Consider the following 14,127-nt stretch of genomic DNA (forward strand, 5'->3'; position numbering starts at 1 on the left):
CGGAACGGCTGGCGTGTCGTGTAGTCTCATCGGCACGCCAACCAACCTGAACGCAGCATGTCTGGAAAACTCGACAAACTGCGCCAACGCATCATGGGTCTTGATCCGAACACCATCGGTACCGTCTTGTCTCTGCTGCCCACCATCCTGGAGCAGGCCAACAAGACCATCGACAAGTTCAAGAACCGCAAGAAGACCGGCACCGAACCTGCTCGTACGGACGGTGCCACGTCTGACCCGAATACCCGCATTGCCGAGCTGGAAGCGGCGATCCTGCAGCAGGCCGAATCCGTCAAGCTGCTGGCCGAGCAACACGCCATCACCATCGACGCCCTGCGCGATGAAGCCGCGCGGCTCGAACGCCGCCTCAAGCGCATGACATGGCTGGCCGCCATCGGGTTTGTGCTGGCCATCGCGGCGCTCATCGTCGCCACCCAACATTGACACCATGACGACACTGCACGGCATTCCCAACTGCGACACCGTGAAGAAAGCCCGCACGTGGCTCGAATCGAACGGCGTTGCCTACACCTTTCACGATTTCAAGAAACAGGGCGTGAGCGCCGACATGCTGGCCGGCTGGCTCAAGCATGTGCCGCTCACCACGCTGCTCAACCGCAAAGGCACCACGTGGCGTGCGCTGTCGGATGCCGACAAGGCCCGCGCTGAAGATGAAGCCGGCGCGATTGCCCTGATGCAGGCCAACCCGTCGCTCATCAAGCGGCCGGTGCTGGTGCATGGCAAGAGCGTCAATGTCGGCTTCTCGGCAGACCAGTACGCCACCCTGTTCTAACAATAACGACACCACCGCTACTGTCATGCAGCCCACGCTTGCCCTCACTGAAGACCTGATCCGCCGTCGCTCCGTCACGCCCGAAGACAAGGGTTGCCAGGACGTGCTGATCGAACGCCTGACCGCTGCCGGCTTCGAATGCGAAACCGTGGTCAGCGGCCCTGACCACTTTCGCGTGACCAACCTTTGGGCCGTCAAGCGCGGCACGGCTGGCACCGCAGGCAAGCTGCTCGTCTTCGCGGGCCACACCGATGTGGTACCCACTGGCCCCGTCGAGCAATGGCACTCCGACCCGTTCGAACCCACGCACCGTGACGGCAAGCTCTACGCCCGCGGCGCGGCAGACATGAAGACGTCCATCGCCGGCTTCGTGGTGGCCTCGGAAGAATTCGTCGCCAAGCATCCGGACCACGCCGGCTCGATCGGCTTCCTGATCACCAGCGACGAAGAAGGCCCTGCGCACGACGGCACCATCAAGGTGTGCGACCTGCTGCGCGCACGCGGCGAGCGCCTCGACTACTGCGTGGTCGGCGAGCCGACCTCGGTGTCGACGCTCGGCGACATGGTCAAGAACGGGCGACGCGGCTCGCTGTCGGGCAAGCTCACTGTCAATGGCGTGCAGGGCCACATCGCCTATCCGCATCTGGCCAAGAACCCGATCCACCTGGCTGCCCCCGCACTGGCTGAGCTGGCTGCCGCCAAGTGGGACGACGGCAACGAATACTTCCCGCCGACCACGTGGCAGATGTCGAACATCCACAGCGGCACGGGCGCGACCAACGTGATCCCGGGCCACGTCACCATCGATTTCAACTTCCGTTTCTCCACCGCGAGCACGCCGGACGGTCTGAAGGCCCGCGTGCACAGCATCCTTGACGCGCACGGCGTTGATTACACGATCGGCTGGACGCTGGGCGGCGAGCCCTTCCTGACTGAGCGCGGTGACCTGTCAGAAGCCCTCGCCTCCGCCATCCAGGCCGAGTGCGGCGTGACCACTGAACTGTCGACCACCGGCGGCACCTCGGACGGCCGCTTCATCGCCAAGATCTGCCCACAGGTGATCGAATTCGGCCCGCCGAACGCGAGCATCCACAAGATCGACGAACACGTCGAAGTGGCCTTCATCGAGCCGCTGAAGAATGTGTATCGCCGCGTGCTCGAAACGCTGGTTGCCTGATGGCGCGCAACGTCGAGATCAAGGCGCGCGTGCGCGATGTGGCCGGGCTGGTCGCCCGCGCTGCCGCCATCGCTGATTCCGGCCCGCAACGCATCGACCAGGACGACACGTTCTTCGCCTGCGCCAACGGGCGCCTGAAGCTGCGGCAGTTCTCGCCCGAGCACGGCGAACTGATCCACTACTTCCGCGCCAACAGCACCGGGCCGCGCGTGTCGAACTACCACATCGTCCCGACCAACGCGCCCGACGCCTTGCGTGACACGCTGGCCGCCGCCATCGGCACGGCCGGCCGCGTCATCAAAGTGCGCCAGCTTTACCTGGCTGGCCAGACGCGCATCCATGTCGATGCCGTGAAAGACCTCGGCGATTTTGTCGAACTCGAAGTCGTGCTGCGCGATGATCAATCCGAAGACGACGGCGTGAAGATCGCGCACCAACTCATGGAATCGCTCGGCATTGCCGAGACTGACCTGCTCGACGTGGCCTACGTCGACCTGCTGGCCGCAAAACAACACTGAGCCAAACATGACCGCCCATACCCTCCCCGCCTCCCATCCGTTCACCACGGTGCGCGACCTGTTGCGCTACGCCGTGTCGCGCTTCACCGCCGCCGGCGTCGTCTTCGGCCACGGCAGTGAGAACGCCTACGACGAAGCCGCCTACCTGATCCTGCATACGCTGCACCTGCCGATCGACACGCTGGAGCCATTCATGGACGCGCGCCTGCTGCCCGAAGAAGTGGCCGCCGTGCTGAAGGTGATCGAGCGCCGCGCCGTCGACCGCGTGCCCGCCGCGTACATCACGCACGAGGCGTTCATGCACGGCATGCGCTTCTACGTGGACGAACGCGTGATCGTGCCGCGCAGCTTCATCGGCGAGTTGCTGGAAGACGGCCTGGAACCGTGGCTCGACCAGGAAGATGGCCCGACCGACGTGCTGGAGCTGTGCACCGGTTCCGGCTGCCTGTCGATCCTGGCGGCGCTCCAATGGCCGAATGCGACCATCGATGCGGTGGACCTGTCGCCGGATGCGCTGGTGGTCGCCAACCGCAACGTCGACGATTACAAGCTGGAAGACCGCATCCGCCTGCACGAGGGCGATCTGTATGCGCCGCTGCCCCCGGGCGTGCACTACGACGTGATCCTTACCAACCCGCCGTACGTGAACGAGACGTCGATGCAGGCGCTGCCGCCCGAGTACCGTGCCGAGCCGCACATGGCGCTCGCTGGCGGCAATGACGGCATGGACATCGTGCGTCGCATCCTGGCTGACGCACCGCGCCATCTGAAGCCGCACGGCGTGCTGGTGGTGGAGATCGGCAACGAGCGTGAGAACGTGGAAGCGGCGTTTCCCGATCTGGACTTGATCTGGCTGCCGACCAGCGCGGGCGAAGACCAGGTCTTCCTGGTCACGCGCGAGGCGCTGTAACCGCGTTCGACGGCAACGCATACAAGACCGTCATGGCGCTATCAGCCATCATCGTCAAAGTCCCGGCCGCTGAATTGCTGGTGGGTGACCTCCGGCAGCGCTTTGATAGCACGGCGGCGCTGGGCGTTCCTGCCCACATTACGGTGCTGTCGCCCTTCATGCCGGCCGAGCAGATCACGCCGGGCGTCTTGCATCAGGTGCAAGACGCGCTGGCGGACATGCGGGCGTTTGACTTCTTGCTGGAAACGATCGGCCGCTTTCCGGCAACGACCTACCTTGCTCCCACGCATGCGGAGCCGTTTGTTGCGTTGACGATGGCGGTGGTGGCGCGCTTTCCCGCGTATCCGCCGTATGGCGGGATTCATCCGCGCGTGATTCCACACCTAACGGTCGCGCATGGGGATGCCGCCAACGCAGCCGAAGCGGAGATCGAACTGGGCCACCGCCTTCGCAACCACGATCCAGTCCGCGCCAAGTGCGAAACCTTGGCCTTGCTCGAAAACACGTCCGGCCAGTGGAAGACCTTGCACGAGTTCAGCCTTCCACCCGGCTGACGTCAGGACCTCACCTCATCACACGCGTCTTTCACGACGCAGATCGAAAAGCGCTTGTCGAAGACTTGGCCGCTCGGGCAGTGGTCGAGGACGGCTTGCGACTGTGCGTCGCAGGTGGCGTAAGCGGTGGTGCAGTTGGTGCGGATGGGCTGGTTGGGGCCGCGGTTGGTGCCGTCGTCAACGAGGAAACGTGCGGATGGCCCGGGGCATTTGAACTCGGCGGCGGCCTTGGACAGGGCTGCAGCGGCCTTTTCGGCTTTCGAGGTCTGAGGCGTGGGCGGGTTGGACGGGGATGGGCGGCGGTCGCAAGCCGTCAGCGCAAGCGCACAGAGCAGCATGCCAAGTGTGAGTGCGCGGGGCATGGTGTTCTCCTTCGGGATGGTCATTCCGAAAGTTTGACGCTTGCGGCGGGGGACTGCAATGACCCGTATTGGACCCTGGTGGTCCATCTCCCATTTCATCCCCTGCCGGGGCTGACTCACTTTCTTTGTCTTGCCAAAGAAAGTAAGCAAAGAAAGGCGCGCCCGAGATGGCGAAAGATTCCTTGAATTTGCGTAACCGGGCGGAGACGGGAAAAACTCGCTGCGCTCAGACAGTTCCCCGTCTTTTTTCCGCCCGCTTACGAAAATTCAAGGCGCCATCAAGGGCAGGAACGGCCAAACCATCTGGGCGCGAGTGTTGACGCCAGGTTTGCGCTCTTCAGCGCAGCATCGCCGACATGGCGGACAGGCTGTTGAGCATGCGCACGGCGTGCTCGACCGAATCTGCGGCGAAACGCAGCATCGTTCCATCCATGCGTTCCAGTGCGGGCCACTGGCAGAACAGGTCGGCCAGTGCGGGCGTTTGCGTTTGCAGGCGGCAGACAATCGGGGCCTGGATGCGCAGCGGCATGCTGAAATGCCCGCGCTGCACCGTTGCCTTCACTGCTGCATAGATGGCGTCGCATGACTGTTCGGGCGAGAGCGATGTTCCTGCGTTCATCCCCTCGGCTTGCTTGGTCTCAACAAAGGTGGTGTGCGGTAGCAGCGGCAGCGTCTCTTTGATGAAGACATCGTCACCGCTGGCGACGGCCACGGGCACGCCGCGCTCACCGGCCAGGGCGCCGTACAGGCCAGCCTCGCCCAGTTCCTGTTCGTTGAACCAGACGCGCGTGAACGCGAAGCTGTTGATGGTGTGGGCCAGTACGCCACGGCTGCCGGCGCGCGCGTGGTAGCCGATCATGCAGACGGCATCGCAGCCGTCCACGCCGGCCATCATGCTCAGGTAGCGCGGTTTGCCGAGCACGAAACGTGCACGGCGGTCAATCGAATCGGGGATGAAGTTGCGGAAGCCACCATGCGAATCGTTGACGAGCACTTCGGTGGCGCCGCCGTCGAAAGCACCGCGTACGGCGGCGTCGGCTTCGGCGGTCATCCAGCGGCGTGCACGTTCGTATTCGCCATTGCCGGCGCGCGTCTGCTCGGTGTGGAAGACGTTGGCCACGCCTTCGATGTCGGCGGAAATCAGGATGCGCATGAGGTCAGAGTAAGTCGGTCAGGGCGCGACGTGCGTTGCCGTCGCGGCCAGTTACAGCGTCTGCATGAAAGAGCGCATGAACGATGGCTTGCTCCACGCTGTCGGCGGCGGCCTGGAACAGCGGGTCGAGGTGCGCTTCGTGGGTCATGGCGATGGCGGGCATTGCGCGCGTGCCCTCGTGCGGCACGGTGTAGGCCGTGGAGAACGCCATCGCAATATCACCGCTGCCGTGGCCGAAGACGGAGCCGGTGCGCGCCAGGCCCGCACCCGCGCGCAAGGCGAGGCGCCGCAACTGGCGTGCGTCGAGCGGTGCATCGGTGGCGAGCAGCATGATGATCGAGCCCTTCTCCGGCTCGGGGGCGACAGCGGCAAGCGCATTCGCCAGTTCGGTGCCGACGTGGCGTCCGGCCAGCGTCAGGTTTTCCGTCACGCCAAAGTTGGATAGCACCAGCGCGCCCACCGTGCGTTGCGTGCCATCGGCCAGCGTCACCACGCGCGAAGCAGAGCCGATGCCGCCCTTCACGCCAAACGACGACATTCCACGGCCCGCGCCGACGGCGCCCTGCTCGAACGTCTCGGCGGCGGCAGCGTATGCCGCGTCGTAATGCACGTCCTGCACGGCAAACGCCTGCAGGTCGTTCAGGTAGCCGTCATTGCATTCGAAGACGAGCGGATTGACCGTCGACCACGCGCGGCCGATCTGCGGGTTGGCCGCAACGGCCTGGCGAATCTGTGCCTGCGCCACGGCACCGACGGCAAACGTGTTGGTCAGCGCGATGGGTGTTTCCAGCACGCCCAGCTCGTCCACCTGCACGAGGCCGATACTCTTGCCGAAACCATTGAGCACCACGCTGGCAGCGGGGACTTTGTCGCGGAACGGGTCGCCGGCATGCGGGCGCACGACGCTCACGCCGGTCTGGATGTCGCCGCCGGCAAGGGTGGCGTGGCCGACGGTCACGCCGGCCACGTCAGTGATGCTGTTGCGGGCACCGGCTGGCAGCGCGCCGATGTGCGGAAGGCTCAGGGGCATACGAGCGACTTAGCGGCGGTCGATCTTCGGGTCCAGCGCGTCGCGCAGGCCGTCGCCCAGCAGGTTGAATGCCAGCACAGTCAGGAAGATCGCCAGGCTTGGGAAGATCGCCACGTGCGGTGCGGTCACCATGTCGGCGCGCGCTTCGTTGAGCATGGCGCCCCACTCCGGCGTGGGCGGCTGCGCACCCAGGCCCAGGAATGAGAGGCTCGCGGCGGTGATGATCGAGGTGCCGATCCGCATCGAGAAATACACGACGATGGACGAAATCGTGCCCGGCAGAATGTGCCGCATGATGATCGTCCAGTCGGATGCACCGATGCTGCGTGCGGCTTCCACGTACGTCAGGTGCTTGAGCATGAGCGTGTTGCCACGCACCAGGCGCGCGAACGCCGGGATGCTGAACACCGCCACGGCAAAGATCACGTTGATCATGCCGTTGCCCAGGATGGCGACGATGCCGATCGCCAGCAGGATGCCGGGGAAGGCAAACAGCACGTCGGAGATGCGCATGACGATGCGGTCCCACCAGCCCTCGTAGTAGCCGGCCAGCAAGCCCAGCACGGTGCCGATGATCGCGCCGATGATGACCGACACAAAGCCCGCTTCCAGCGAGATGCGCGTGCCCATCAGGATGCGGCTGAAGATGTCGCGGCCGAGCGAGTCGACGCCAAACCAGTGCTGCGCCGACGGACCCGCATTGAGCGCGTCGTAGTCGAAATAGTTTTCCGGATCGAACGGCACGATGTGCGGCGCGAGGATCGCGACCAACACCAGCGCGATCACGAACACACCGGCGCCCATCGCCAGATGCTGCTTGCGGAACTTGCGCCAGAACTCCGTCCACGGGGTGCGGACGGGTTCGGTAGCGGCTTGCGGCACGACGGCCGGACTGGTTGTCTGGGACATGGCCGTCTCCTTACTTCTTGTAGCGGATGGTCGGGTTGATCACGGTGTACAGCATGTCCACCACCAGGTTGATCAGGATGAATTCCAGCGAGAACAGCAGCACTTCGGCCTGGATGACCGGGTAGTCGCGCATCTCCACTGCATCCACCAGCAGGCGCCCGAGGCCCGGCCAGTTGAACACCTTCTCCACCACGATCGAGCCGCCCAGCAGGAAGCCGAACTGCAGGCCCATCATGGTCACCACCGGGATCATCGCGTTGCGCAGGCAATGCTTGATGACCACCACCGTTTCACGCACACCCTTGGCGCGGGCGGTGCGCACGAAATCTTCCTGCAGCACTTCCACGAACGAGGCACGCGTGAAGCGCGCCATCACTGCGGCCACAGCGGCGCCCAGCGTGATCGACGGCAGGATGTAGTGCTTCCAGCTGTCCGCCCCGATGGACGGCAGCCAGCCGAGCTGCACGGAGAACACTTCCATCAGCAGCATGCCCAGAGCGAAGGCCGGGAACGAGATGCCCGATACGGCCAGCGTCATGCCCAGGCGGTCCGGCCACTTGTTGCGCCATACGGCAGACGTGATGCCGATCACCATGCCGAAGATCACCGCCCACACCATGCTGGCGATGGTCAGGTTGAGCGTCGGCCAGAAGCGCTCGCCAATCTCTTCGCTCACCGGACGCTTGGTCCGCAATGAGGTACCAAACTCGCCGCGCACGGCGTTGGTGAAGAAGCGGACGAACTGCTCGGGCATCGGCTTGTCCAGGCCCAAGTCGCGGCGCACAAGGTCAACGGTCGCCTCGTCGGCTTCGGGGCCGGCAGCCAGGCGCGCCGGGTCCCCCGGCAGCAGGTGCACGAACAGGAACACCAGCACCGCCACGATCAGCAGTGTCGGGATCACGCCCAGTACACGTTTGAGGAAGTAATTCAGCATGGCAAATCCACTGCAGCAGAAATTCGATGGCCCGCGCACGGGTGCGCGCGGGCCTGACCAACAATGAGGCTTACTGCTTGATGTCGATGTCGTCGAAGCTGAACGAACCATCCGGCGCCACGTAGGCACCCGACAGGCGCTTGGAACGCGCGTAGACGATCTTCTCCGTCACCAGGAAGGCCCAGGGTGCGTCTTCCCAGATGCGCTTCTGTGCGTCGCTGTAGAGCTTGGTCTTCTCGGCACGGTCAGTGGTGCGCAGGGCGCCGGCAATGTCGGCATCCACCTGGTCGTTCTTGTAGTACGCCGTGTTCAGCTGCTTGGGCGGCATCGATTCCGAGGCCAGCAGCGGACGCAGCGCCCAGTCGGATTCACCGGTCGAAGACGACCAGCCGATGTAGTACATGCGCACGCCGGCGTCTTCCGGCTTCTGCACGCTCTCGACCTTCTCGACACGTTGACCGGCTTCCAGCGCTTGCACCTGCGCCTTGATGCCGACCTGCGCCAGTTGCTGCTGGACGAACTGGATGATCTTCTGCGCAGTCGTGTGGTTATAGGCCGACCACAGTTGCGTCTCGAAGCCGTTGGGGTAACCCGCTTCCTTCAGCAGCTCTTTCGCCTTGGCCGGGTTATACGGCCACGGGCCCAGCTTGGTGGCGTAGTCCACGCCCTGCGGCACCACACCGTCGGACGGCACGGCATAGCCCGAGAACGCCACCTTGGTCAGCGCATCCTTGTTGATGGCGTAGTTGATGGCCTGACGCACCTTCGGGTTGTCGAACGGCTTCACGCGCGTGTTGAACGTGATGTAGCGCTGGATGATCGACGGCGCGGCGATCAGGTCCACCTTGGGGCTGGTCTTGAGCACGGCAGCCTGCTCAAACGGAATGCTGAACGCGAAGTCCGCTTCGCCCGTTTGCATGACGGTGGCGCGGGTGTTGTTGTCCACCACCGGCTTCCAGGTGATGGTGTCGATCTTAGGCAGGCCGTGCTTCCAGTAGCCGTCAAACTTCTTGCCCTTCAGGTAGTCGGTCTGCTTCCACTCGACAAACTCGAACGGGCCGGTGCCGACCGGATGGAAGGCGATGTCCTTGCCGTACTTCTTCAGCGCGGTGGGCGAGATCATGGCCGCCGACGGGTGGGCCAGCACGTTGATGAACGGCGAGAACGGCTCCTTGAGCGTCACGCGTGCGGTGTACGGGTCCACCACTTCGGTCTTGGCCACGCGGTTGAACAACACGAAGCGCTTGAGCTTGTTGGCCGGGTCCGTCACACGGTCCAGGTTGGCCTTGACGGCGGTGGCGTCAAACGTGGTGCCGTCGTGGAACTTCACGCCCTTGTGCAGCTTGAACGTGTAGACCAGGCCGTCCTTGCTGACTTCATAGCTCTCGCACAGCACGTTGACCAGCTTCATGTCCTTGTCGAAGCCAAACAGGCCTTGATAGAACGACTTGGCGGCGCTGAACGACAGCGTGTCGTTGGCGTCGTACGGGTCCATCGTGGTGAAGGTCGAGTAGACCGCCATTACGGCGTCCTTGGCGGCAAAGGCCGGCATGGTGAATGCTGCCAGGGCCAGGCCGCTGGCCACCATCGCTGCGCGCGGAGCGAATGCAAATCGATTGAACATGTCCTTCCTCCTCAAAGAAGTTTCTGACTTCACTGCGTTCTTCACTGCTTTCAATACGCGCCGCCAATCGAATGGCGGGCAACAAAGTGGTCTGGCGCCACTTGCACCAACGGTTGCACCACCGGCATGTCGCCAATGGCACGGATCGGGCTGGGGATTTCGTGCGTGGAAAGCTCACGCTTGAGATGACGGCGCGCCGGGTCTGCAATCGGCACGGCCGACATCAGCTTCTTCGTGTACGGATGCTGCGGGTTCTCGAAGATCGCGCGGCGCGGGCCGATCTCGACGATCTGGCCGAGGTACATCACCGCCACGCGGTGGCTGATGCGCTCCACCACCGCCATGTCGTGCGAGATGAACAGGAAGGCGACGCCAAATTCCTTCTGCAGATCAAGCATCAGGTTGACGATCTGCGCCTGGATCGACACGTCCAACGCAGACACCGACTCGTCGGCAATCACCACCTTCGGGTTCAACGCCAGTGCACGTGCGATACAGATGCGCTGACGTTGCCCGCCCGAAAACTCGTGCGGATAGCGCGATGCATGCGCGGCCTGCAGGCCCACCTTGTCGAGCAGCCACTCCACGCGCTGCTGCGCCTCTTTGCCAGAGGCCACCTTGTGCACCAGCAGCGGCTCCATGATGGAGTAGCCGACCGGCACGCGCGGGTCCAGCGAGGCGAATGGGTCCTGGAAGATGAACTGGATGTTTCGACGCAGCGTCTGGAGCGCAGGCCCCTTCAGCTCGCCGATGTTCTGGCCGGCAAATTCGATGCTGCCGCTCTGGCTGTCCACCAGACGCAAGAGCGACCGTCCCGTCGTCGACTTGCCGCAGCCCGATTCGCCGACCAGCGCCAGCGTCTCACCAGGGTAGAGATCAAAACTGACCTGCTCCACCGCATGCACCCGGCGCGTGACGCGGCCGAAGATGCCCGTGGGCACGTCAAAGCGCGTGACGAGATCACGCACGCGCAAAATCGGTTGGCCGTCGTGCGAAGCCGCCGGCTGCGGCGCCGTGTCGACCGCCACCTCAGTACCGTCCACACGCACCAGCGGGAAACGCGCCGGACCATCGGTGCCCGCCATTGCACCCAAGCGCGGCACCGCCGACAGCAGCGCGCGCGTGTACGGATGCGCCGGCTGCGCAAACACGGTGGCCGACGGGCCCTCTTCCACGCGGTCGCCCTTGTACATGACGAGCACGCGGTCGGCCACTTCGGCCACCACGCCCATGTCGTGCGTGATGAAGACCACGGCCATGTGCAGTTCTTTCTGCAGTGCACGGATCAGTTGCAGGATTTCTGCCTGGATGGTTACGTCCAGCGCCGTGGTCGGCTCGTCCGCAATCAGCAGCGACGGCTTGCACGACAGCGCCATCGCAATCATCACGCGCTGGCGCATGCCGCCCGACAGTTGATGCGGATAGCGCCCCAGCACATTGCGCGCTTCCGGAATGCGGACCAGCTCCAGCATGCGCAGCGCTTCGGCCTTGGCCTCGCTGGCCGACTTGCCCTGGTGCAGGCGGATCGACTCGGCAATCTGCTCACCCACGGTAAACACCGGATTGAGCGAGGTCATCGGCTCCTGGAAGATCATCGCGATGTCAGCACCGCGCACGCCGCGCATGGCAGCGCCGCTGGCGTTTGCCAAGTCCAGCACCTCGCCATTGCGCCGGCGCAGGTGCATCTGCCCGCCGACGATCTTGCCGCCGCCGTGCTCCACCAGCCGCATCAGCGCCAGCGACGTGACCGACTTGCCCGAGCCCGATTCGCCCACCACGGCCAGCGTTTCGCCGCGATCCACATGGAACGACAGGTTGCGCACCGCGTCGACCACGCGCTCGGACGTGGCAAAGCGCACGCTCAGGTCTTGCACCTGCACGATGCGCTGATCAGGCATCGCAATGACGGTGGACTGTTTGGTTGCTGTCACGACAAATCTCCCCTACTCACCCTTAGCGATAGATCGACACGACAGGCGCCTCGGCGCCGCGTGCGAACCCGCGGTACATCCCTTCGGTGTTGAACGGCAAGGCGACGTTGCCCTGCGCATCCACGGCAATCAGGCCGCCGCGGCCGTTGATGGCCACCAGCTTGCGCATGACCACGTCGTCGCCCGCATCGGCCAGCGACTTGCCGGCGTATTCCATCTGCGCGGCCACGTCGTAGGCGGCCACGGCGCGGATGAACATCTCGCCGGTACCCGTGCACGACACAGCCGCCACGTTGTTGGCAAAGCAACCCGCGCCAACGATGGGCGTATCGCCCACGCGGCCGACCTTCTTGTTGGTGACGCCGCCGGTGGAGGTGGCTGCCGCCAGGCGACCTTGTGCATCGCACGCCACGGCGCCCACCGTGCCGAACTTGGTGTCCGGATCGATGGGCTCGCTTTCCTTAGCCAGGAGCGACGCAGCATCATGGTCGAGGAACATCGCCATACCTTCTTGCTGGCGAGCGCGCTGCCATTGAGCGGTGCGCGCTTCGGTGTAGTAGTAATCGGCTTCGACGAATTCCAGGCCCTGTGCCTGCGCAAAGGCTTCTGCGCCTTCAGAAGTGAACAGCACGTGTTCGCTGCGCTCCATCACGGCACGCGCGGCCAGGATCGGGTTGCGCAGGCGCTTGACACACGTCACTGCACCAGCGGCCAGCGTGGTGCCATCCATGATCGACGCATCGAGTTCGTACGTGCCGGCGCTGGTGAGCACCGCGCCCTTGCCGGCGTTGAACAGCGGGCACTCTTCGAGTAGGCGCACGGCTTCGGTCACCGCATCCAGTGCGCTGCCGCCCTCAACGAGGATGCGCTGGCCCGCGGCCAGGATGTCGTTGAGCGCCTGCTCGTAAGCGGCTTCCTTCTCGGCGCTCATGGCTGTGCGGGTGATGGTGCCGGCGCCACCGTGGATGGCGAGGATGGGCGTAGTCATGCTTGGCTCTATGAAAATCAGTTTTCAGCGGTGCGCTTGCGGCCGCGTCGGGTGGTCGTGGGCGCATTGGCCGCATCGTTGCCGGGCGCCGTACGTGGCTGTTGACTGGTATGCAGCCACGGCAACACGAATTCGGTCAGGCGCTCAGCCGATTCCAGTGAATGTGCAGAGCGGTGCGCCACGGCGCCGCACAGCGCTTCGAAAAGCGCCACGGCAGCCGTATCGGACGTCGCCGAAAACTGCCGTTCCGGGCGCGCATACAGCGCGATGTCGGCCAGCGGCGCCAGGGGTGAGGTCGGGCTGTCGGTCAACGCCAGCACCTTGCAGCCCTGCTCGCCGGCCTGCTTGGCCAGCGTGATCGTGTCGGCCGCGTAACGCGGAAACGCAATGGCGATCAGCAGATCCTTCCGCCCGATCTTGCGCAGTTGGCGCGCCGCATCCGACGCCCCACCCGGCTGTGAAACGGAGATCACCGTGTCGCAATACAGATCCAGCCCGTGGCGCAGCAAGCCCGCCAGATAGCCGCTCGCGCCAAAGCCCATCACATAGATGCGCTGCGCACCCAGGATGGCGTCCACCGCGCGCTCACAGGCGGCGGGGTCGAGCATGCGACGCGTGGCATCCAGGTTGGCGATGTCTTCGTTGAGTGACGCAGCAAAGATTTCCGCGCTGGTAGCCGGACGCGCCAGTTCGTGGCGCAGCTTTTCCACCGGCGCGAGGGTTGCCTCGAAGCCGCGCAGCAGCCCGGCACGGAACTGCGGATAGCCGTCAAAGCCCAGCGCCAGCGCAAAGCGGTTGGCGGTGGCAATGGACATTTCCACCGCCGCAGCAAACTCGTCGATGCGCATGGTGGCGGCGCGAAACGGGTTCGCCAGCACGTATTCGGCCATGCGCTGGTGCGCCGGCGTGAGCGTGGCAAGCGCCGCCCCAATGCGCTCGGAGACCGTCGCATCGGCGGCAAATGCGCCTTTCGACACATCCGTACGCTTGCTGGTGGATTTCGCCATCTTCCTGGGCCGTGAAAATTTTGTGTAAATGTATTTTCACGAATCAACCAAGTAAAGAAAAAAACTTTCACAAAGGCCTATGGTTTTCCCTAGGTCGAAAGCGGGTGCACAGATTGCGGGCCGGCGAGGCCTCCCTACGGTGCGATGCACCAGTCCAAACGTTCAGGGTGCGCCAGGATCGTGCGCCGCAGCAGGCTACAATCGCACCCTTCTTCGATTGTCCAAAGCGCAGTTTTT

The 14,127-nt window shown here is 64.3% G+C and carries 15 protein-coding genes; 6 read left to right on the forward strand and 9 right to left on the reverse strand.

The genetic code is table 11. The features are described 5' to 3' along the window. Nucleotides 1–57: 57 nt before the first annotated feature. The 6 genes from PI87_RS01320 to PI87_RS01345 are packed head-to-tail and all read left to right on the forward strand — an operon-like array spanning nt 58 to nt 3,952. Complete coding sequence (locus tag PI87_RS01320) at nt 58–444, forward strand: membrane protein (RefSeq protein WP_039595883.1); 387 nt, start codon at nt 58–60, stop codon at nt 442–444. Nucleotides 445–448: 4 nt separating this feature from the next. Then, a complete protein-coding gene (locus PI87_RS01325) occupies nt 449–793 on the forward strand; it encodes an arsenate reductase (protein ID WP_039595884.1) in 345 nt (114 codons plus the stop codon). Nucleotides 794–818: 25 nt separating this feature from the next. Next, nucleotides 819–1,970 (forward strand): succinyl-diaminopimelate desuccinylase, encoded by a 1,152-nt coding sequence (gene dapE, locus PI87_RS01330; RefSeq protein WP_039595885.1) that lies wholly within the window; start codon nt 819–821, stop codon nt 1,968–1,970. Next, on the forward strand, nt 1,970–2,488 hold the full coding sequence (locus PI87_RS01335; RefSeq protein ID WP_039595886.1) for a class IV adenylate cyclase: 519 nt from the start codon (nt 1,970–1,972) through the stop codon (nt 2,486–2,488). Before dapE ends, PI87_RS01335 begins: the two co-directional genes overlap by 1 nt. A gap of 7 nt (nt 2,489–2,495) precedes the next feature. Next, the gene (gene prmB, locus PI87_RS01340; protein WP_039595887.1) at nt 2,496–3,398 is read left to right on the forward strand and encodes a 50S ribosomal protein L3 N(5)-glutamine methyltransferase; all 903 of its coding nucleotides are present in this window, start codon (nt 2,496–2,498) and stop codon (nt 3,396–3,398) included. Between the two features lie 32 nt (nt 3,399–3,430). Next, complete coding sequence (locus PI87_RS01345) at nt 3,431–3,952, forward strand: 2'-5' RNA ligase family protein (protein WP_039595888.1); 522 nt, start codon at nt 3,431–3,433, stop codon at nt 3,950–3,952. 2 nt (nt 3,953–3,954) lie between these two features. On the opposite strand, the gene PI87_RS01350 is transcribed toward PI87_RS01345, so the two are convergent. The 9 genes from PI87_RS01350 to PI87_RS01390 form a co-directional block, all read right to left on the reverse strand. After that, a complete protein-coding gene (locus tag PI87_RS01350; protein WP_039596416.1) occupies nt 3,955–4,314 on the reverse strand; it encodes a chitin-binding domain-containing protein in 360 nt (119 codons plus the stop codon). 337 nt (nt 4,315–4,651) lie between these two features. Next, the gene (locus PI87_RS01355) at nt 4,652–5,467 is read right to left on the reverse strand and encodes a M55 family metallopeptidase (protein ID WP_039595889.1); all 816 of its coding nucleotides are present in this window, start codon (nt 5,465–5,467) and stop codon (nt 4,652–4,654) included. A 4-nt stretch (nt 5,468–5,471) separates the two neighbouring features. Continuing rightward, nucleotides 5,472–6,497: a DmpA family aminopeptidase gene (locus PI87_RS01360; protein ID WP_039595890.1), complete on the reverse strand. Its 1,026-nt coding sequence runs from the start codon at nt 6,495–6,497 to the stop codon at nt 5,472–5,474. 9 nt (nt 6,498–6,506) lie between these two features. After that, the gene (gene gsiD, locus PI87_RS01365) at nt 6,507–7,406 is read right to left on the reverse strand and encodes a glutathione ABC transporter permease GsiD (RefSeq protein ID WP_039595891.1); all 900 of its coding nucleotides are present in this window, start codon (nt 7,404–7,406) and stop codon (nt 6,507–6,509) included. Between the two features lie 10 nt (nt 7,407–7,416). Continuing rightward, nucleotides 7,417–8,340, reverse strand: a complete 924-nt coding sequence (gene gsiC / locus PI87_RS01370; RefSeq protein WP_039595892.1) for a glutathione ABC transporter permease GsiC — start codon at nt 8,338–8,340, stop codon at nt 7,417–7,419. 70 nt (nt 8,341–8,410) lie between these two features. Further along, nucleotides 8,411–9,964: a glutathione ABC transporter substrate-binding protein GsiB gene (gsiB, locus tag PI87_RS01375; protein WP_039595893.1), complete on the reverse strand. Its 1,554-nt coding sequence runs from the start codon at nt 9,962–9,964 to the stop codon at nt 8,411–8,413. A gap of 50 nt (nt 9,965–10,014) precedes the next feature. Beyond that, nucleotides 10,015–11,895, reverse strand: coding sequence for a dipeptide ABC transporter ATP-binding protein (locus PI87_RS01380; protein ID WP_039595894.1), 1,881 nt, complete (start codon nt 11,893–11,895; stop codon nt 10,015–10,017). A gap of 22 nt (nt 11,896–11,917) precedes the next feature. Next, nucleotides 11,918–12,883, reverse strand: a complete 966-nt coding sequence (locus PI87_RS01385) for an isoaspartyl peptidase/L-asparaginase family protein (protein WP_039595895.1) — start codon at nt 12,881–12,883, stop codon at nt 11,918–11,920. Between the two features lie 17 nt (nt 12,884–12,900). Further along, on the reverse strand, nt 12,901–13,890 hold the full coding sequence (locus PI87_RS01390) for a MurR/RpiR family transcriptional regulator (RefSeq protein WP_039595896.1): 990 nt from the start codon (nt 13,888–13,890) through the stop codon (nt 12,901–12,903). Between the last annotated feature and the right edge of the window lie 237 nt (nt 13,891–14,127).

This window comes from Ralstonia sp. A12 (assembly GCF_000801955.1).
Classification (GTDB): domain Bacteria; phylum Pseudomonadota; class Gammaproteobacteria; order Burkholderiales; family Burkholderiaceae; genus Ralstonia.

Excerpts from the sequence above, each read along its gene's own strand:
- PI87_RS01320 (WP_039595883.1), top strand. The coding sequence starts at position 58 with ATGTCTGGAAAACTCGACAAACTGCGCCAACGCATCATGGGTCTTGAT.
- PI87_RS01325 (WP_039595884.1), top strand. The coding sequence starts at position 449 with ATGACGACACTGCACGGCATTCCCAACTGCGACACCGTGAAGAAAGCC.
- dapE (WP_039595885.1), top strand. The coding sequence starts at position 819 with ATGCAGCCCACGCTTGCCCTCACTGAAGACCTGATCCGCCGTCGCTCC.
- PI87_RS01335 (WP_039595886.1), top strand. The coding sequence starts at position 1,970 with ATGGCGCGCAACGTCGAGATCAAGGCGCGCGTGCGCGATGTGGCCGGG.
- prmB (WP_039595887.1), top strand. The coding sequence starts at position 2,496 with ATGACCGCCCATACCCTCCCCGCCTCCCATCCGTTCACCACGGTGCGC.
- PI87_RS01345 (WP_039595888.1), top strand. The coding sequence starts at position 3,431 with ATGGCGCTATCAGCCATCATCGTCAAAGTCCCGGCCGCTGAATTGCTG.
- PI87_RS01350 (WP_039596416.1), bottom strand. The coding sequence starts at position 4,314 with ATGCCCCGCGCACTCACACTTGGCATGCTGCTCTGTGCGCTTGCGCTG.
- PI87_RS01355 (WP_039595889.1), bottom strand. The coding sequence starts at position 5,467 with ATGCGCATCCTGATTTCCGCCGACATCGAAGGCGTGGCCAACGTCTTC.
- PI87_RS01360 (WP_039595890.1), bottom strand. The coding sequence starts at position 6,497 with ATGCCCCTGAGCCTTCCGCACATCGGCGCGCTGCCAGCCGGTGCCCGC.
- gsiD (WP_039595891.1), bottom strand. The coding sequence starts at position 7,406 with ATGTCCCAGACAACCAGTCCGGCCGTCGTGCCGCAAGCCGCTACCGAA.
- gsiC (WP_039595892.1), bottom strand. The coding sequence starts at position 8,340 with ATGCTGAATTACTTCCTCAAACGTGTACTGGGCGTGATCCCGACACTG.
- gsiB (WP_039595893.1), bottom strand. The coding sequence starts at position 9,964 with ATGTTCAATCGATTTGCATTCGCTCCGCGCGCAGCGATGGTGGCCAGC.
- PI87_RS01385 (WP_039595895.1), bottom strand. The coding sequence starts at position 12,883 with ATGACTACGCCCATCCTCGCCATCCACGGTGGCGCCGGCACCATCACC.
- PI87_RS01390 (WP_039595896.1), bottom strand. The coding sequence starts at position 13,890 with ATGGCGAAATCCACCAGCAAGCGTACGGATGTGTCGAAAGGCGCATTT.